Raw genomic sequence first — 16,495 nt, 5'->3', positions numbered from 1 at the left:
CTGGCACCGCTCTGGTTAGGCTGACCCTTGATGAGCGAACTGGGGCTGTGGGCCAACCACGTGATCGCCCTGACCCGCGGCGCACTGCGGGTCTGGTGGCGGCTGTTGCCCCTGCTGCTGGGCACCTACGCGTTGGGGTGGCTGGGCTACCAGGCCTCGCTGATCGGGGCGGCGTTCATCTCCGGACGCTGGCCCTGGCTCGCCCTGGTGGTGCTGAGCCTGGGCTTCGTCAGCCTGCTCAGCGCAACGATCATCTGCCTGCGACTACTCGGGCTCGAACTGGGCATCCGCGACAACTTGCCCGAGGGGGCCGTCGAAGACGACCGTGACACCTCGATCCCGCGGCTGCTGGCGATCACCCTGCTGCCCTTCCTGGGCATGTATGCCGCCTTCGGTGAGGTGCAGAAGACCGCCAACGAGGTGATCGCCTACGAGGTGGTCACCCGGGGCATCTTCGAGACCAGCGTGATGGCCAAGCTCAGCCCGCGCACCGGACGCGAGATCGCGATCCTCGCCGGGGTGATCGTCGCGGTCTACCTGTTGCGGCGCGTGGTCGACGCCATCCACGACGCCACCGACTTCCGCCCCCTGGGCCTGCTCGCCGCCCTGATCGAGGGCTTCATGATGCTGCTGCTGATCTTTGGCGGCGTCGGGCTGCTGCGTCGTGGCTGGCTGTGGCTGATCGACCGGCGGGTGGCGCGCTGGTGGCAGACGGTGCAGGAGGGCTTCACCACGGCGGTGTCACGGATCTCGGAGATGATCCCCGACGCGCTGAGCTGGATGTGGCTTGGGCTGTGGCACAAGGTGTGGCCACTGTTCCTGTCGGCCTTGGCCGAGCCGGTGGTCTGGCTGGCGGTGGCCGCCCTGGTCTACGGCTCGCACGTGCTGAGCTTCGCCGAGATGTGGCGCAAGGGTGAGCCGCTGTCGGTGCACCTGGACGCCCAGCGCCACCTGCGCACCCGCCGCGCCGCTGCCCGCGAGCAGGCGTCGGGCAACCGCGGCCGCCAGGTCGTGCTGCGCATCCAGGAACTGTTCTTCGGTGACCTGGACGACAAGTACCTGCCCACCTTCCAGTCGCTGCGGCTGATCCTGCGCGGTGGGCTGGTCTTCCTGGGTGCCTACGTGCTGGTCTACACCGTGGTCTCGACCCTGGGACAGCTGGCCGCCAACGCGATCATGGGGCTGTTCCCGCCCCAGGACCAGGCCTTCTGGATCGCCTGGAAGCAGCTGGTCGACGTGATCTCCGAGCCGCTCGCCGAGACCCTGCGGCTGGCGGTGCTCGCGGTCGCCTTCGCCCGTGCCCTGCAGTTGTTCAAGGCCACCGCCGACCCGTCGGCGATCGGGGAGTCGAAGCTGGTCGGCACCGACATGGACTCCTACGCCCCGCTGCCGGCACCGACCGCCCCCGCGGCCGCGGCTGAGCCGGTCGCCCCAGCCGAGCAGGTGCGGCCATGAAGCGGGTGCATCCTCTGTCGGTCGCGGTGGGCGTCTTCTCACTCGTCCTCGCCGGGGCGATCGGGCAGTTCCGTGACAACGCCAGTGTCGACGACCAGATGACGTCGAGCATCGGCACGCCGGTCGAGGTCAACGAGGGCCAGCAGCTCAGCGTCGTCGGGGTTGACGGCGGCCGCTTCTACCGCGGCGACTACAACGCCCGCCGTGGCGCCACCCAGGGACGATTCGTCGCGGTCACCTTCACCGCGACCACCACCCATGACCGCGGCATCGGCCAGATGATCTGCCAGTTGCGCACCGCGACCGACAGCGAGTTGCACCCGGTCGACTTCGGACGAGTGACCTTCCCCTTCGCCGGGTTCCGCACCACCACCACCCTGCTGTGGGAGGTGCCGACCGACCAGCTCAGGGGCTTGTCGGTGCGGTGCACGGAGTCGTCGGTGCTCACCTACCGTGAGGTCGTGGTCACCACCGACCTCGGACTCACTGGCTCTGCACTGGACGAGTTCGTCACCCGTACCGCCTCGAACGAGTTGCGCTCTCGCGAGGACGAGATGACGGTGATCGAATGACCGCCGTCCCGCCGCCGGCTCGTCCCCAAGGACCCGGACCCACCCCGATGGCCGGCCCCCCGCCGGGCTGGGCGCAGGGGTCTGGGCCGGGAGGACCTGCCCAGCAAGGGCCTCTGCCTCCCGGGCCCCCACCCCGCGTGCCCGCCGAGCCCCCAGCCCCTCGCACTCCCGTCAAGCGGGTTCGTCCGTGGGTGTTCGGGGTGGTCTCGATGCTGGTGGCAGCCCTCGCAGCCGCGGCGTGGGGCACCTTCGTCACGCTGCGGATCTCGAACCGACCACCGCAGTGGCCGGTCGGCCAGGTCTGGACCAACCAGGAGCAGGGCACCACCTTCCGGGTGGTCAAGGTCGAGAACCTCGAGTCGGTCAAGGTGGGCGAGAGCACGATCGAGAAGCCACCGGCGGGCGCCGTCATTCAGCAGTGGCAGATCAAGGTGACCGGGATCGCCCAGGCCGACAAGGAACACGGCGGGGTGGTGTTCTGCAGCTTCCAGTTGATCGGCAAGGACAAGGCGTTGTGGACCAACGACGTCACCCTGGCCCCTGACGGCGCCAATCCGACCTGTGCGGCTGAGGACTATCCCGCCTCGGGCGAGGGGATCCTGATCCAGAGCTTCGTCGTGCCGAAGAACCGGCTGGACGACGTGCTGGGCATCCAACTCGACAGCTCGATGCGGATCAAGCAGCCCCCACTGCTGCGCGCGCCCTGACGGCTGAACACCGGTCGGGACGGGTCACTGACCGTCGGTGACCTCGACCGCCGGCACCTGGGTGCGCACGCCGGAGTCGCGACGCATCCAGCGCTGTCCGCCGCTCTGCACGTCGTCGGAGTCGTTCCAGACCAGGTCGTAGACGCCGACCACGGCGAGTGCCTGGGGCTTGAAGCCCTCGGGCATGTCGGCGAAGAAGGTGCACGGCAGGGCAGGCAGCCCCGGCGCGAGTTCTTCTCGGCGCAGGCCGCGATCGTCCCACTGCCCGACCTGCACGCGCTTCTCGGTGCCGACCTCGACGGTGCCGTTGTTGAACCCGCCGAGAACGACTGCGTCGGCCAGGTCGAGCAGCAGGTTGCGCCGAGAGGTGTCGTCGATGTTGCGACAGGTGCCGTAGAGCTTGATCCGGTAGCCACCGGCGCCCTTGTTGATCCAGTCGGTGTACTCCCACTCCGCGCTCTGGAAGGTCAGCTCGAACGGGCCGCTGGTGATGGTCGTGTTCCGGGGGATCGCGCGGAAGGTGACGCCGCCATCCTTGAGGCCTCCGGCGAGCCAGACCCCGAGGACGAGAGCCATCGCCACGGCCAGGGCGACCAGGAGCTTCGTGCGTCGGCTGATCGTGTCGGTCCAGTCGGGAGCGTTCCAGCTCGGGCTTGGACGACGGTCGTCCCACCAGACCTGCTGGTTGGCGGCCACCGGGGCGGGCTCGGCACGCAGCACCAACGGCTCAGCCGGCACCCGCACGGGGGTCGGCTGGGACGAGGGCGACACCTGGTTCACGTGGCCGATTCTATGGGTGGCAGGACCGCCTGTGAGCCTCTGAGCGGCCCGGAGCCAATGGGGGACCTCGCCGGAGCCGTCGCAGAGTCTCCACGAGGCCTCCCAAGGCCCACGAATGGCGATCAAGCAGAAGTTGTCCACAGGCCAGTACGCGCGCGTACGCGTGTCGCGCGCGTACTGAGGTAGACTTGGCTCGGTCCACAGCCGCCGGCCGGGGTCGCCCGCCGGCGGTCACTGTGTGGAGGACCGACGACCAAGGAGCACCAGATCCGTGAGTGAGTCCGCAGCCCACAACGACGACCTCGACCTCGACGTGGTCGACGACGACAGCGGCGACACCGAGCGCCTCGAAGGCCTGTCAGACTCCAGCGACCACTCCGTCTCGGGCGAGTACGACGCGTCGTCCATCCAGGTGCTCGAGGGTCTCGAGGCGGTGCGCAAGCGCCCGGGCATGTACATCGGGTCGACCGGTGAGCGCGGCCTGCACCACCTGGTGCGCGAGATCGTCGACAACTCCGTCGACGAGGCAATGGCCGGCTACGGCGACCGGATCGTGGTCACCCTGCTGCCCGACGGTGGTGTCTCGGTCGAGGACTTCGGACGAGGCTTCCCGGTCAAGATCCACCCCACCGAGGGCCTGCCCGCGGTCACCGTCGCCCTCACCGTGCTGCACGCCGGTGGCAAGTTCGGCTCGGGTGGATACAAGGTCTCCGGCGGCCTGCACGGTGTGGGCTCGTCGGTGGTGAACGCGCTCTCGTCCAAGCTGGTCGTCGACGTCAAACGCGACGGCTACCACTGGCAGCAGTCGTTCAGCCTGGGCGTGCCCGACCACGACCTCAAGCAACTCGAGGCCACCGACGAGACCGGCACCAAGGTCACCTTCTGGGCCTCGCCCGACATCTTCGAGACCACCGACTACAACTACGAGACGCTGGTCGCCCGCTTCCGCGAGATGGCCTTCCTCAACAAGGGTCTGGGCATCGAGATCACCGACCTGCGTCCCGGACACGTCGATGACAAGGGCGAAGCGCTGCACGACGTGTTTCGTGCCGAGCGCGGCCTGATCGACTACGTCACCTACCTCAACGGCTCGCGCGACCCGATCTCGCCGGTCATCGACCTCGAGGCCCACGCCCCCGAGCACGGCATCGGCGTCGAGGTGGCCATGCAGTGGAACAGCTCGTTCCAGAACTCGGTGCACACCTTCGCCAACGCCGTGAACACCCTTGAGGGCGGCACCCACGAAGAGGGCTTCCGGGCTGCGCTGACCAACACGGTCAACAAGTGGGGCGAGGCCTGGGGCATGATCAAGAAGCGCGAAGACCGGGTCAGCGGTGACGACATCCGTGAGGGCCTGACCGCGATCGTCTCGGTCAAGCTGACCAGCCCCCAGTTCGAGGGCCAGACCAAGACCAAGCTCGGCAACACCGAGGCCCGCTCGTTCGTCCAGCGCGTCGTCAACGACCGCCTGGGTGACTGGTTCGAGCGCAACCCGGCCGAGGGCAAGGACATCGTCCGCAAGTCACAGGCGGCCGCCCAGGCCCGGATCGCCGCCCGCAAGGCGCGCGACATGGCCCGCAACCGCAAGGGCCTGCTCGGTGGTGGCGGTCTGCCCGGCAAGCTGGCCGACTGCTCGTCCAACAACCCCGCCGAGTGCGAGGTGTTCATCGTCGAGGGTGACTCCGCCGGTGGCTCGGCCAAGGGTGGGCGCGACCCGCGCACCCAGGCGATCCTGCCGATCCGCGGCAAGATCCTCAACGTCGAGAAGGCCAGGCTCGACAAGATCCTGCAGAACAGGGAGGTCGAGGCGATCATCAACGCCCTCGGTACCGGTGTGCAGGAGGACTTCGACCTCGACAAGCTGCGCTACCACAAGATCGTGCTGATGGCCGACGCCGACGTCGACGGCTCCCACATCCGCACCCTGCTGCTGACCCTGCTGTTCCGGTTCATGCGGCCGCTGATCGAGGCCGGCCACGTCTACCTCGCCCAGCCGCCGCTGTTCCGGCTGCGCTGGTCGAACGCGCCGCACGAGTTGGCCTACAACGACCATGAGCGCGACGTGCTGCGCGCCGACGGCCTCGAGAAGGGCAAGAAGCTGCCCCAGGTCAACCCGATCCAGCGCTACAAGGGCCTGGGCGAGATGGACGCCAAGGACCTGTGGGAGACCACGATGGATCCCGAGGGACGAATCCTGCTGCAGGTCACCCTCGAGGACGCCGCGCAGGCCGACGAGATGTTCTCGATCCTGATGGGCGAGGACGTCGAGCAGCGCCGTTCGTTCATCCAGCGCAATGCCAAGGACGTCCGGTTCCTCGACATCTGAGGCCCGACCCACCCATCCAAGAACCCGTAGGCGACAAGGGAAGAACCGCCCATGACTGACACCCCTCAGGGCCCCGGAGACGTGTTCGACGAGCCCGGTCTCGACGAGCAGGCCGAGGTGGCCACCGAGAGCGTCAACGACGAGATCCAGGCACCCACCCACTGGCGGGTCGACCCGATCGACCTCAACGTCGAGATCTCGCGCAGCTACCTCGACTACGCGATGAGCGTCATCGTCGGACGAGCGCTGCCCGACGTGCGCGACGGACTCAAGCCGGTGCACCGCCGTGTGCTGTACGCGATGTACGACGGCGGGTACCGTCCCGACCGCGGCTGGAACAAGTGCGCCCGCGTCGTCGGTGAGGTGATGGGCACCTACCACCCGCACGGTGACTCCGCGATCTACGACACCCTCGTCCGGCTCGCACAGCCCTGGGTGATGCGCGCCCCGCTGGTCAACGGGCAGGGCAACTTCGGTTCGCCCGGCAACGACCCGGCCGCGGCCATGCGCTACACCGAGTGCAAGATGGCGCCGCTGGCGATGGAGATGGTGCGTGACATCGACCAGAACACGGTCGACTTCAAGCCCAACTACGACAACCGCAACATGGAGCCGGTCGTGCTGCCGGCCCGCTTCCCGAACCTGCTGGTCAACGGGTCGACCGGTATCGCGGTCGGCATGGCCACCAACATCCCCACGCACAACCTTCGCGAGGTCGCCGAGGCCGTGCAGTGGTCACTGGAGAACCCCCAGGCCAGCGAGGAGGAACTGCTCGAGGCCGCGATGGAGCGGGTGAAGGGCCCCGACTTCCCCAACGGCGCGCTGATCGTGGGCCGCCAGGGCATAGAGGACGCCTACCGCACCGGTCGCGGCTCGGTGACCATGCGCGCGGTGGTCAACATCGAGCAGGACGGGAACGGACGACAGAACCTGGTCGTCACCGAACTGCCCTACATGTGCAACCCCGACAACCTGGCGATGAAGATCGCCGACCTGGTGAACTCGGGCAAGCTCGGCGGCATCGCCGACATCCGCGACGACACCTCCAGCCGCACCGGGCAGCGACTGGTGATCGTCCTCAAGCGCGACGCCCAGCCGCGCGTGGTGCTCAACAACCTCTACAAGCACACCCAGCTGCAGGACACCTTCGGGTGCAACATGCTGGCCCTGGTCGACGACGTGCCCCGCACGCTGCGGCTCGACCAGTTCATCAGCCACTGGATCACCCACCAGCTCGAAGTGGTGCGTCGCCGGGCCGAGTTCCAGCTGAACAAGGCCGAGGAGGACGCCCACATCTACCGGGCCTACGTCAAGGCCCTCGACATGCTCGACGAGGTGATCGCCCTGATCCGTTCGTCGCGCACCCAGGAGATCGCCAACACCGGCCTGCAGGAACTGCTCGGCATCGACCAGGTGCAGGCCCGGGCCATTCTCGAGCTGCAGCTGCGCCGCTTGGCCGCGATGGAGCGCGAACGCATCATCGCCCACCTCGAGGAGCTCGAGGTGCTGATCGCCGACCTCAAGGAGATCATCGCCAGCGAGGAGCGCCAGCGCACGATCATCTCGACCGAGCTCGCCGAGATCGTCGACAAGTACGGCGACGAACGCCGCACCCAGATCGTGGCCGCCGACGGGGACATGTCCGAAGAGGACTTCATCCCCGACTTCGACATGGTGGTCACCATCACCCACGGCGGCTACGCCAAGCGCACCCGCGCCGACCAGTACCGTCTGCAACGCCGCGGTGGCAAGGGTGTTCGCGGTGCGAACCTGCGTGCCGACGACGAGGTTCAGCACCTGTTCGCCACCACCAACCACCACTGGATCCTGTTCTTCACCAACATGGGCCGGGTCTACCGCTCGAAGGTGTGGCAACTGCCCGAGGCCGGTCGTGACGCCAAGGGCGCGCACGTGGCAGGGCTGCTGACCTTCCTGCCGGACGAGAAGATCACCCAGGTGCTCGACATCCGGAGCTACGACGACGCCGAGTACCTGTTGCTGGCGACCCGCCGCGGTCTGGTCAAGAAGACCGCGCTGACCGCCTACGACTCCCCGCGCCAGGCCGGCGTCATCGCGATCAACTTCCGTGACGAGGACGACGAATTGGTCGGTGCCGAACTGTGCCGGGCCAGCGACGACGTGCTGCTGATCTCGACCAAGGGCCAGGCGATCAGGTTCGGCGCCGACGACGCCCAGCTTCGTCCGATGGGACGAGCCACCTCGGGTGTGACCGGCATGAAGTTCCGCCGGGGAGACTCGCTGCTGAGCATGTCGATCATCGCCGAGGGTGCTGCCGAGGACGACCTGTTCGTCTTCACCGTCACCGACGGTGGCTTCGCCAAGCGGACCGCGGTCAGCGAGTACCGCCAGCAGGGCCGTGGCGGTCTGGGCATCAAGGCGATGAAGCTCAACGAAGACCGCGGCTCGCTGGTCGGCGGGCTGGTCGTGGCCGAGGGCGACGAGGTGATCGCGATGAAGGCATCGGGCCAGATCACCCGCTCGGCCGTGTCTGAGGTGGCGGTCAAGGGCCGCGACACCATGGGTGTGAAGTTCGTCGGCGTCCGCGGCGACGACTCGGTGATCACCATCGCGCGCTACCCCGAGGCCGACGGTGACGGCGAACAGGCCAATGGGGACGAGGCCACTGAGGTCAACCCGGACGCCACGATCGGCGACGACAATGCGGTGACTGAGGCCGATGCGGGTACCGTTGGCGAGGACGAGTCCGTCGACGAGCAGGAGGACGCTGGTGAGTGACGACTACTGGCGCAAGCCAGCGACCACCTCGGGTGAAGCCGAGAAGCCGTCGTCGTTCGGTCGTCCCGCCCGTGGCGTGGTCGCCCATGACGACGCACCGGTCACGTCACCGAGCCGGGCCGCTGGGCCTGGTGACGACGACACCGCCACTCGTCCTGCTGTGGGCAGTGTGGCCAGCAAGGCCAAGGACGTCTTCGGTGCCGCCCGTGAGAAGGCCACCGCTGCCGCTTCGGCGGTGGGTGCGGCTGCCGCATCGGCCACCGGTGCCAACGCCGAACGCCCCAACGCCGAACGCCCCAACGCCGAACGCCACAGCACTGCGGCCACCACGCGGTCGGCGGCGACCAGCACCACGACCACCCGCACGCAGGCAGCGACCCGTCGCACCCGCAAGGCCAGGCTGCGGCTGACCCGGATCGACCCGTGGTCGGTGATGAAGACCTCGTTCCTGTTCGGCATCGCCGGCGGCATCATCCTGTTCATCTCGGTCTGGGTGCTGTGGGGCGTGATCGGTGCCTCGGGTGTGTTCGAGAGCGTCAACAAGGCCGTCAACGACCTGGTGGCCAGCCCCGGCGGTGAGCAGCGGTTCCGCCTCGAGGACTACCTGAACACCAACAAGATCCTTGGCTTCACCGCCATGATCGCCGCCGCCGACGTGGTGATCTTCACCGCCCTGGCCACGCTGTTCAGCTTCCTCTACAACCTCTCGGCCACCGTGCTCGGCGGCCTCGAGGTCACCCTCGCCGAGGACTGAGCCCAGGAGGAGTCGCCGTGCAACCATCGGTCTTCGGGTCGCCCGAAGCCATGGGGGAGGCTGCGGCAGAACTCGTCCTCGACCGCTGGACCACCGGGGCTGCTGGACGCTTCGTCCTCGGTTGCCCAGGTGGACGAAGCGCGGTGCCGGTCTATCGGGCCCTGGCCTCTCGGGCAGCCCTTGACCGACTCGACCTGAGCGGCTGGGTGATCGTGATGATGGACGAGTACGTCACCCTCGACTCCGACGGCACCCCTGGCGTCGTCGACGAACACCTGCCGCACTCGTGCCGAGGCTTCGCGCTGCGCGACATCGTCGCGGTGCTCAACGCCGACTTGCCCGACGAGCACTGCATCCGTGTCGACAACGTGGTGCTGCCCTCACCGGACGACCCGTCGGCCTACGACCGGCTGCTCACCGACCTGGGCGGGATCGACGTGTTCCTGCTGGCCAGCGGCGCCTCCGACGGCCATGTCGCGTTCAACGTGCCGGGGACGCCGCGAGACCGCCGCACCCACCTCGTCCAGTTGCCCGAGTCAACCCGCCGCGACAACCTGTCCACCTTCCCCAGCTTCGGCGGAGACCTGTCGGCGGTGCCGACGCACGGCATCACCGTCGGTGTGGCCACCATCGCCGAGCAGTCACGAGCGGCAGTGATGGTCGCCCACGGTGCCGACAAGCAGCTGGCCGTGCAACGAATCACTGCCGCCGACCACTACGACTCCGACTGGCCCGCCACCATCGTCACCGAGTGCCGCGACCCCCACTTCCTGGTCGACCAGGCCTCGTCCTCACCCCTCTGATCCCGGAAGGCATTCATGGCACGCATCAAGTTGGCCTACATCGGCGGCGGCTCGTCTCGCGCCGCAGGCACGATGCACTCCTTCATTGACCACGGTGAGGAGTTCGACGGCTCCGAGGTGGTGTTGATCGACCACCGCCCCGAGCACCTCGAACTGGTGCGCACCATCGCCCAGAAGCTGGCCGACCACGCCGGGCTCGACCTGACCATCACCACCACCACCGACCAGCGGGCCGGCCTGACCGACGTCGATGCGGTGCTGTCGAGCTTCCGCCCGGGCAACTTCGAGATGCGCCAGGCCGACGAGCAGATCCCGATGAGGCACGGGGTGATCGGCCAGGAGACCCAGGGCCCGGGAGGGTTCATGATGGCGCTGCGCTCGCTGCACGCCTTCCAGTCGATCCTGGCTGACCTCGAGGCCGTCGCCCCGAAGGCCCGAATCTTCAACTACACCAACCCGGTCAACCTCGTCTCGCAGGCGATCAGCCAATACACCGACTGGCCGATCTGGAGCATGTGCGAGGGGCCGATCACCTTCTGGCCGCCGATTCTCGAGACCGCAGGGCTCGACCCGGCCAAGGCCAAGGTGATGATGGCCGGGGTCAACCACAACTGCTGGTCGACCGAGCACACCTACGACGGACAGGATCTGATGCCGCTGCTGGCCGAGGCGGACGAGCGGCTCAAGGACGATCCCACCGTGCCGGTCTGGCAGAAGCGCATGCTGCACCTCGCCGTGGCGATGGACTCAATTCCCTCGGACTACTTCCGCTACTACTACTTCGGCGAGGAGTGGTTCCGCGAAGCCCAGGCCCAGCGCCGCACGCGCGCCGGGGTGCTGCTCGACGCGCTGCCCGGCTACTGGCAGCACTACGAAGACCAGGCCAAGGTCGAGGTGCCCGCGCTGGATCCCGACAAGTCGCGCGGCGGCATCCACGAACTCGAACTCGCGATCGACGTGATGAGCGCCTTCTACAACGACGAGCCCGCCGAACTTCCGGTGAACCTGCCCAACGTCGGTGGGGAGCTGCCCGGCTTCGACGACGACACCGTGGTCGAGGTCTGGTGCACCGTCGACGGTTCGGGTTGCACGCCGCTGCCGCAGAGAGAACTGCCGCACCAGGTGCGAGGCATCACCCAGACGTTGGCCGAGTACCAGCGGCTGGCAGCGAGCGCGGCATGGGAGGGTACCCGTCACGATGCCGTGCAGGCGTTGGCGGCACATCCATTCGTCCGCAACCTCAACGTCGCCGAGGAACTCTACGACGACCTCGCCTGGGCCAACCGTGAGTTCCTGCCGGAGCGTCTGCTGAAGTGAGCGGGGTGGTCCTGGCCGTCGACGGCGGCAACACCAAGACCGTCGCCGCCGTCGTCGATGCCGACGGACGAGTGCTGGGGCAGGGCTTCGGCGGCACCGGCGACATCTACGGACCCGATGGCGAGCAGTCCGCGGTCGTGGTGGTCAGCGACGTCATCGACCAGGCACTGACTGCGGCCGGCGTGCAGCCGGACGACCTCGATCACGCCGCATTCCACCTTGCCGGACTGGACTGGGACAGCGACCGGGAGCTCTGGGAAGCAGCCATCGGACGACGCTGGCCCGGCCTGCCCCACACCCTGCGCAACGACGGCTGCACGCTGTTGCGGGTCGCTTCGCTCGACGGGCAGGGGCTCTCGGTGGTGCTCGGCACCGGCGGGGCTCTCGCTGCGGCCGGACCTGCCGGGGAGCACGCCCTCTCGTTCTGGATCCAGCACGCCCTCGGGGCAGCCGGCCTGGTTGACGGTGTGTTCAGGGCAGCGGTGCTGGCCGAGATGGGCATGGGTCCAGCCACGGCAGCGAGCGACGTGCTGGTGAGGGTCATGGGGTACAGCAGTGTCGAGGAGGCGCTCGAGGCCAGGACCCGGCGCGGTGGCCCTTGGACGTTCAGCCGCCTGGCGGCGCTGGCCCCTCACGTGATCGCGCTGTGCGGGTCGGACGAGGTGGTCGACGGCCTGGTCGAGACGATGGCGTCGGTGGTGGCCCAGTACGCGACCCACCTGGTCGAGCGATGTGGGTTGGGCACCGGCGTGCCGGTCGCAGTGGGTGGTGGCCTGTTGAGCACCCCCAACCCCGTGCACCGCGCCGTGGTCGATCACCTGCGGGCCACGACCTGGCAGCCCACGGTGGTCACCCACCACCGACCAGCCCTGATCGGGGTGGCGCTGGACGCGCTCGCCCTGGCCGGGGTGGCGCTCGATGACGGCATAGCCGCCCGGGTAGGGGAGCAGTTGGATCGTCCCGCAGCACCGAGCGTGGAAGTCGGCCGAACGTCCGAAGGGATTTGAGCGCGGTTCCCGGCGTCCGCTACAGTTCGTTGTTGGGCCACCTGTGTGGTCGCGGGCCTATAGCTCAGACGGTTAGAGCGCTGCCCTGATAAGGCAGAGGTCACTGGTTCAAGTCCAGTTAGGCCCACTCTCTGAGGAACCCGGTTGACGACGGTCAGCCGGGTTTTCTTCGTCCCTGGTAGTGATGCCTTGAGGCTCTCGGCCACGCGACCCAGACCGACGCACGATGATGGTCCCCATGAGCGACTTCAGCCTGTTCGAGTCCCGCCAGCTGCCCGAGTGGTTCCGCCGGTCGAAGCTGGGCATCTTCATCCACTGGGGCGCCTACAGCGTGCCGGCGTGGGCCGAGCCGATCGGACCGCTGGGCGCGTTCGACCCCGAGCACTGGTTCCGGCACAACCCGTACGCCGAGTGGTACGCCAACACCATCCGGATCGAGGGATCGCCGGCCCAGGAGCACCACCGCCGAGTCTGGGGAGGGGCCCCCTACGACGAGTTGCTCGACGCCTGGGATCCGGTCGACTTCGACCCGGACGACTGGTGCGCCCTGTTCGCCGCGGCCGGCGCGTCCCACGTGGTGCCGACCACCAAGCACCACGACGGCATCCCGCTGTGGGACGCCCCCGGGACCGACACCCGCAACACCGTGCAGCGCGGACCCCGACGTGACCTGGTCGGCGACATCACCCGCGCGACCCGGGCTGCGGGTATGCGCGTGGGCCTGTACTACTCCGGTGGCCTCGACTGGCACGTCGCCGACATGGGACCACTGGAGACCGACGAGCAGGTCCACGACTCCCGCAGGCCCAAGGATGCCGCCTACCATGAGTACGCGATGGCCCACGTACGCGACCTGATGGATCGCTACGACCCCGATGTGCTGTGGAACGACATCAACTGGCCCGACGCCGGCAAGAACTTCGAACCCAACGGCCTGGGCCGGCTGTTCACCGACTTCTACGCAGCCCACCCCGACGGCCTGGTCAACGACCGCTGGGGCGACACCCACCGCGACTACTTCACCACCGAGTACGAGCAGGGCCGCGACCTCGAGAACCGGGGCACCTTCGAGCACTGCCGCGGGATCGGCTACTCGTTCGGCTACAACACCGAGGAGGACGAGTCGGTGAGCATGTCCGGCCCCGAGGTGGCCCGGCTGCTGGTCGATGTGGTCTCGCGCGGTGGACGACTGCTGCTCAACGTCGGTCCGACCGGGTCGGGCAGCATCCCCGACATCCAGCGCCGCACCCTCACCGACCTGGCCGCGTGGCAGGACGAGTTCGGCAACGTGCTCGCCGACGCCGGCCGGAGTCGGCTCGAGGTCTCGGGCGAGGGGGCGGCCTTCGTCAAGGCACTCGCCACCGCCGAGGGTGACCTGCTCGCAGTCGACACCACCGACGGCAGCGACCAGGCAGTGATCGAGGTCGACGGCACGCGCCGCACCGTGTCGTTGCCAGCCGATCGTCCCGGCCCGGTGATCATCGACGCCCGGTGATTGCCGCTCAGGCGGTCGCCAACTGACGCAGCTTGGCCTCGGACTCCTCGTCCCCTGCGGTGTAGATGAACAGCGTCTGGGTGTTGTCGTCGGTGACCGAGAAGGCCTCCCAGTCGATGGTCAGCGACCCCAGCACGGGGTGGCGGAAGTGCTTCACGCCAGCAGTGCGTCCTTGGGGCCGGGGTTGTGACCACAGGCTGCGGAACTCCGGACTGGCCGCCACCAGTTCCTGCACGAGCGCGGCGATGTCGGGGTCGCGAGGACGAGCGCTCGCCTCGAGTTGCAGCACACCGACCAGGTCGGAGGCGATCTGGCCCCACTCCACGTACAACTCCCGCGCCGCCGGCTCGGTGAGCACCCAACGCAGCAGGTTGCGGTCGTCCGCCTCGCGGGCGGGGAAGTCGGTGAGCAGTCCCCACATCGCCGGATTGCCGGTCAACACCTCCATCCGGGGACCGAGGACGAACGCCGCCTGCCCGTCGAGGTGTTCGATCATCCGCACGATCCCAGGACGCACCTGGGGTGGCTCGCTGGGAGTGTGACGCGCTGGCCGGGCCAGGTTGACCAGGTAGTCGCGCTCGGCCACGTCCAGTCGCAGCACGCGTGCGATCGCGTCCAACACGTCCTCGGACGGTGCGAGGATGATCGCGAGGAGGTGGCCCGGTGGAACTGGCGACGTTGTTGGGCTGGATCGCAGCCGTGCTGGGCTCGGTCGTCGGCATCCCGCAGGCCATCCGGATCATCCGCACCCGAGCCGTCGAGGGCATCTCGCTGCTGGCCTGGCAGAGCCTGCTGGTGACCAACATCGCCTGGGGCACCCACGGTGCCCTGATCGGCGAGGTCAACATGCTGGTGGTCAACGTCCTCGCCTTCTTCTGCACCATCACCGTGCTGTTCCTGATGGCCAGGGCCAGGGGCAAGTCGCTGGTCGCGGTCTTCGCTCCCGGGGTGCTGCTCGGCCTGGCCATGGTGGCCATCGACGTGTGGGCGGGCAGCGCAGTCTTCGGGACGATCGCCGCGATCCCCGGGGTCGGCGGGTTGCTCGGCCAGAGTGTCGCGCTGATCCGGGCGCGCAGCGTCAAGGGTGTCTCGATGCCCTTCCTCGGCCTCACCTTCGCCAACTTCGTCAGCTGGGCGGCCTGGGGGTACTTGGTGGACGACGCCGGCACCCTGATCACCAACGTGCTCACCGCTGCGGTCTCGGGATTCAACCTGCTGTGGCTGGTGGTCCGCAGGTTGCGCCGGTCGTAGCTACGCCGACTCGACCGACGTCCCGGGCTCCAGTCGTCCTCCTGCCGGGACGACCGCACCTCGTCCGACTCGGCTGTCGGCGCCGACCAGGGTGATCGCATCGTCGCTCAGCCTCGTCCCTTTGAGGGCCTCACCGACGACGGCGTTGCGGCCGACGACCGTGCCACGGTCGACGATCGCGGTGCGCACCTGCGCCCCCGACTCGACCACCACGTCGTCCAGCAACACGCTGTCGCTCACCACCGCCCCGGGCTGCACCTGCACGCCAGGACCCAGCACCGAGCGCTCGACCCGGCCCCGCACCCGTGCGCCCGGGCCGGCCATCGCGTCGACCAACGCGCCCTCGGTGCCCACCCAGGCGGGCGGGCCGGGGTGCGCCGCCCCACGCACCGGGCGGTCGGGGTGGTCGAACACGTCGATCCGGCCGGCCAGCAGGTCGCGGTGGGCCTGCAGGTAGGCGTGCGGACGACCGACGTCGCGCCAGTAGCCCTCGATCGGGTCGGCGTGGGTGCGTCCACGCTTGATCAGCGCGGGGACGAGGTGCTCGCCGAAGTCGCCCAAGCCGGTGTCGTCGGTGTCGTCGGGCTCACCCTCGGCCAGCACTGTCGCACGCAAGCGCTCGAGTTCAGAGATCAGCACCTCGGGTTGGTAGAGGAAGATCTCGGTGGCGACCACACCCGAGGTGGGCTTCTCGGGCTTGTCGTCGACACCGGTGACCAGTGAGCCCTTGCCGGTGTGCACGACCATCTTCTGGCGCGCGTCCTGCACCCCGACCTCGGCGGTGACCAGCGTGCACTCCGCCTCGCGCTCGAGGTGGCGGGCGATCACTGACGCGAGGTCGATCGAGAAGATGTGGTCGGCCGAGAGCACCACCACCACGTCGACGGCGGCGTCGCGGATGTCGTCGCGAACCCGGAACAGCGCATCGGCGTTGCCGTGGCTGAAACCCTCGTCATGGGCGGCCCCGGTGCCCTCCTCGGGCACGATCCGGCGGAAGCCGTCGACAGTGCGGTCGAGGTCCCACGGTCGTCCACCCGACAGCAGCGGGTCGAGCGAGCGCGACAGGTACTGCACGCTCACCCAGACCTGGGTCACCGGCGCTGCGGCCAGGCAGCTCATCGGGAAGTCGATCAGCGCGTGGGTGCTGGCGAACGGCAGAGCTGGTTTGGCCCGCTCACGGGTCAGCACGTCCATCCGGCTGCCCTGCCCGCCGGCCTGGACGATTGCGAGAACTCTCAGAGCCACCGGCAGCGTCAGCATTGCGCCAGCGT

General features: G+C 68.5%; 14 protein-coding genes and 1 tRNA gene. 12 read left to right on the top strand and 3 right to left on the bottom strand.

Annotated features, from left to right (window positions below):
- Positions 1–30 precede the first annotated feature (30 nt).
- From IE660_RS06305 to IE660_RS06295, 3 genes are all read left to right on the top strand, one after another.
- Positions 31–1,455, top strand: a complete 1,425-nt coding sequence (locus tag IE660_RS06305) for a hypothetical protein (RefSeq protein ID WP_203567497.1) — start codon at positions 31–33, stop codon at positions 1,453–1,455.
- Positions 1,452–2,027 carry a hypothetical protein gene (locus IE660_RS06300; RefSeq protein ID WP_203567496.1) on the top strand — a complete coding sequence of 192 codons (576 nt, stop codon included), beginning with the start codon at positions 1,452–1,454 and terminating at the stop codon, positions 2,025–2,027. Before IE660_RS06305 ends, IE660_RS06300 begins: the two co-directional genes overlap by 4 nt.
- 137 nt (positions 2,028–2,164) lie before the next feature.
- Positions 2,165–2,734 (top strand): hypothetical protein, encoded by a 570-nt coding sequence (locus IE660_RS06295; protein ID WP_203567495.1) that lies wholly within the window; start codon positions 2,165–2,167, stop codon positions 2,732–2,734.
- A gap of 24 nt (positions 2,735–2,758) precedes the next feature.
- Here IE660_RS06295 and IE660_RS06290 read toward each other — a convergent pair whose 3' ends face one another.
- Positions 2,759–3,514 carry a hypothetical protein gene (locus tag IE660_RS06290; protein WP_203567494.1) on the bottom strand — a complete coding sequence of 252 codons (756 nt, stop codon included), beginning with the start codon at positions 3,512–3,514 and terminating at the stop codon, positions 2,759–2,761.
- A 313-nt stretch (positions 3,515–3,827) separates the two neighbouring features.
- Between IE660_RS06290 and gyrB the strand changes: the two genes are divergently transcribed.
- The 8 genes from gyrB (at position 3,828) to IE660_RS06250 (ending at position 13,973) form a co-directional block, all read left to right on the top strand.
- Entirely contained in the window at positions 3,828–5,840 is a 2,013-nt protein-coding gene (gyrB, locus tag IE660_RS06285; protein ID WP_407929004.1) for a DNA topoisomerase (ATP-hydrolyzing) subunit B, read from the top strand.
- 51 nt (positions 5,841–5,891) lie between these two features.
- A complete protein-coding gene (gene gyrA, locus IE660_RS06280; protein ID WP_203567493.1) occupies positions 5,892–8,597 on the top strand; it encodes a DNA gyrase subunit A in 2,706 nt (901 codons plus the stop codon).
- Positions 8,598–8,673: 76 nt separating this feature from the next.
- Positions 8,674–9,351: a DUF3566 domain-containing protein gene (locus tag IE660_RS16150; protein WP_407929003.1), complete on the top strand. Its 678-nt coding sequence runs from the start codon at positions 8,674–8,676 to the stop codon at positions 9,349–9,351.
- 17 nt (positions 9,352–9,368) lie between these two features.
- The gene (locus IE660_RS06270) at positions 9,369–10,154 is read left to right on the top strand and encodes a 6-phosphogluconolactonase (RefSeq protein WP_203567491.1); all 786 of its coding nucleotides are present in this window, start codon (positions 9,369–9,371) and stop codon (positions 10,152–10,154) included.
- 15 nt (positions 10,155–10,169) lie between these two features.
- Positions 10,170–11,471, top strand: a complete 1,302-nt coding sequence (locus IE660_RS06265; RefSeq protein WP_203567490.1) for a family 4 glycosyl hydrolase — start codon at positions 10,170–10,172, stop codon at positions 11,469–11,471.
- The gene (locus tag IE660_RS06260) at positions 11,468–12,478 is read left to right on the top strand and encodes a BadF/BadG/BcrA/BcrD ATPase family protein (protein ID WP_203567489.1); all 1,011 of its coding nucleotides are present in this window, start codon (positions 11,468–11,470) and stop codon (positions 12,476–12,478) included. The genes IE660_RS06265 and IE660_RS06260 overlap by 4 nt, the downstream gene beginning before the upstream one ends.
- A gap of 53 nt (positions 12,479–12,531) precedes the next feature.
- A tRNA-Ile gene (locus IE660_RS06255) sits at positions 12,532–12,605 on the top strand.
- 111 nt (positions 12,606–12,716) lie between these two features.
- Positions 12,717–13,973 carry an alpha-L-fucosidase gene (locus tag IE660_RS06250; RefSeq protein ID WP_235997122.1) on the top strand — a complete coding sequence of 419 codons (1,257 nt, stop codon included), beginning with the start codon at positions 12,717–12,719 and terminating at the stop codon, positions 13,971–13,973.
- Between the two features lie 7 nt (positions 13,974–13,980).
- On the opposite strand, the gene IE660_RS06245 is transcribed toward IE660_RS06250, so the two are convergent.
- Positions 13,981–14,595: an MmyB family transcriptional regulator gene (locus IE660_RS06245; RefSeq protein WP_203567487.1), complete on the bottom strand. Its 615-nt coding sequence runs from the start codon at positions 14,593–14,595 to the stop codon at positions 13,981–13,983.
- A gap of 41 nt (positions 14,596–14,636) precedes the next feature.
- Here IE660_RS06245 and IE660_RS06240 point away from each other — a divergent pair, with 41 nt between their 5' ends.
- The gene (locus IE660_RS06240; RefSeq protein ID WP_203567486.1) at positions 14,637–15,224 is read left to right on the top strand and encodes a SemiSWEET family sugar transporter; all 588 of its coding nucleotides are present in this window, start codon (positions 14,637–14,639) and stop codon (positions 15,222–15,224) included.
- Here IE660_RS06240 and IE660_RS06235 read toward each other — a convergent pair whose 3' ends face one another.
- On the bottom strand, positions 15,225–16,484 hold the full coding sequence (locus tag IE660_RS06235; RefSeq protein ID WP_203567485.1) for a glucose-1-phosphate adenylyltransferase family protein: 1,260 nt from the start codon (positions 16,482–16,484) through the stop codon (positions 15,225–15,227). It abuts the gene before it with no gap.
- Between the last annotated feature and the right edge of the window lie 11 nt (positions 16,485–16,495).

The organism is Aestuariimicrobium ganziense, from assembly GCF_015352975.1.
GTDB lineage: Bacteria > Actinomycetota > Actinomycetes > Propionibacteriales > Propionibacteriaceae > Aestuariimicrobium > Aestuariimicrobium ganziense.
Note: the sequence above shows the minus strand (reverse complement) of the source record. Positions and strands in the feature narration are given on the sequence as shown.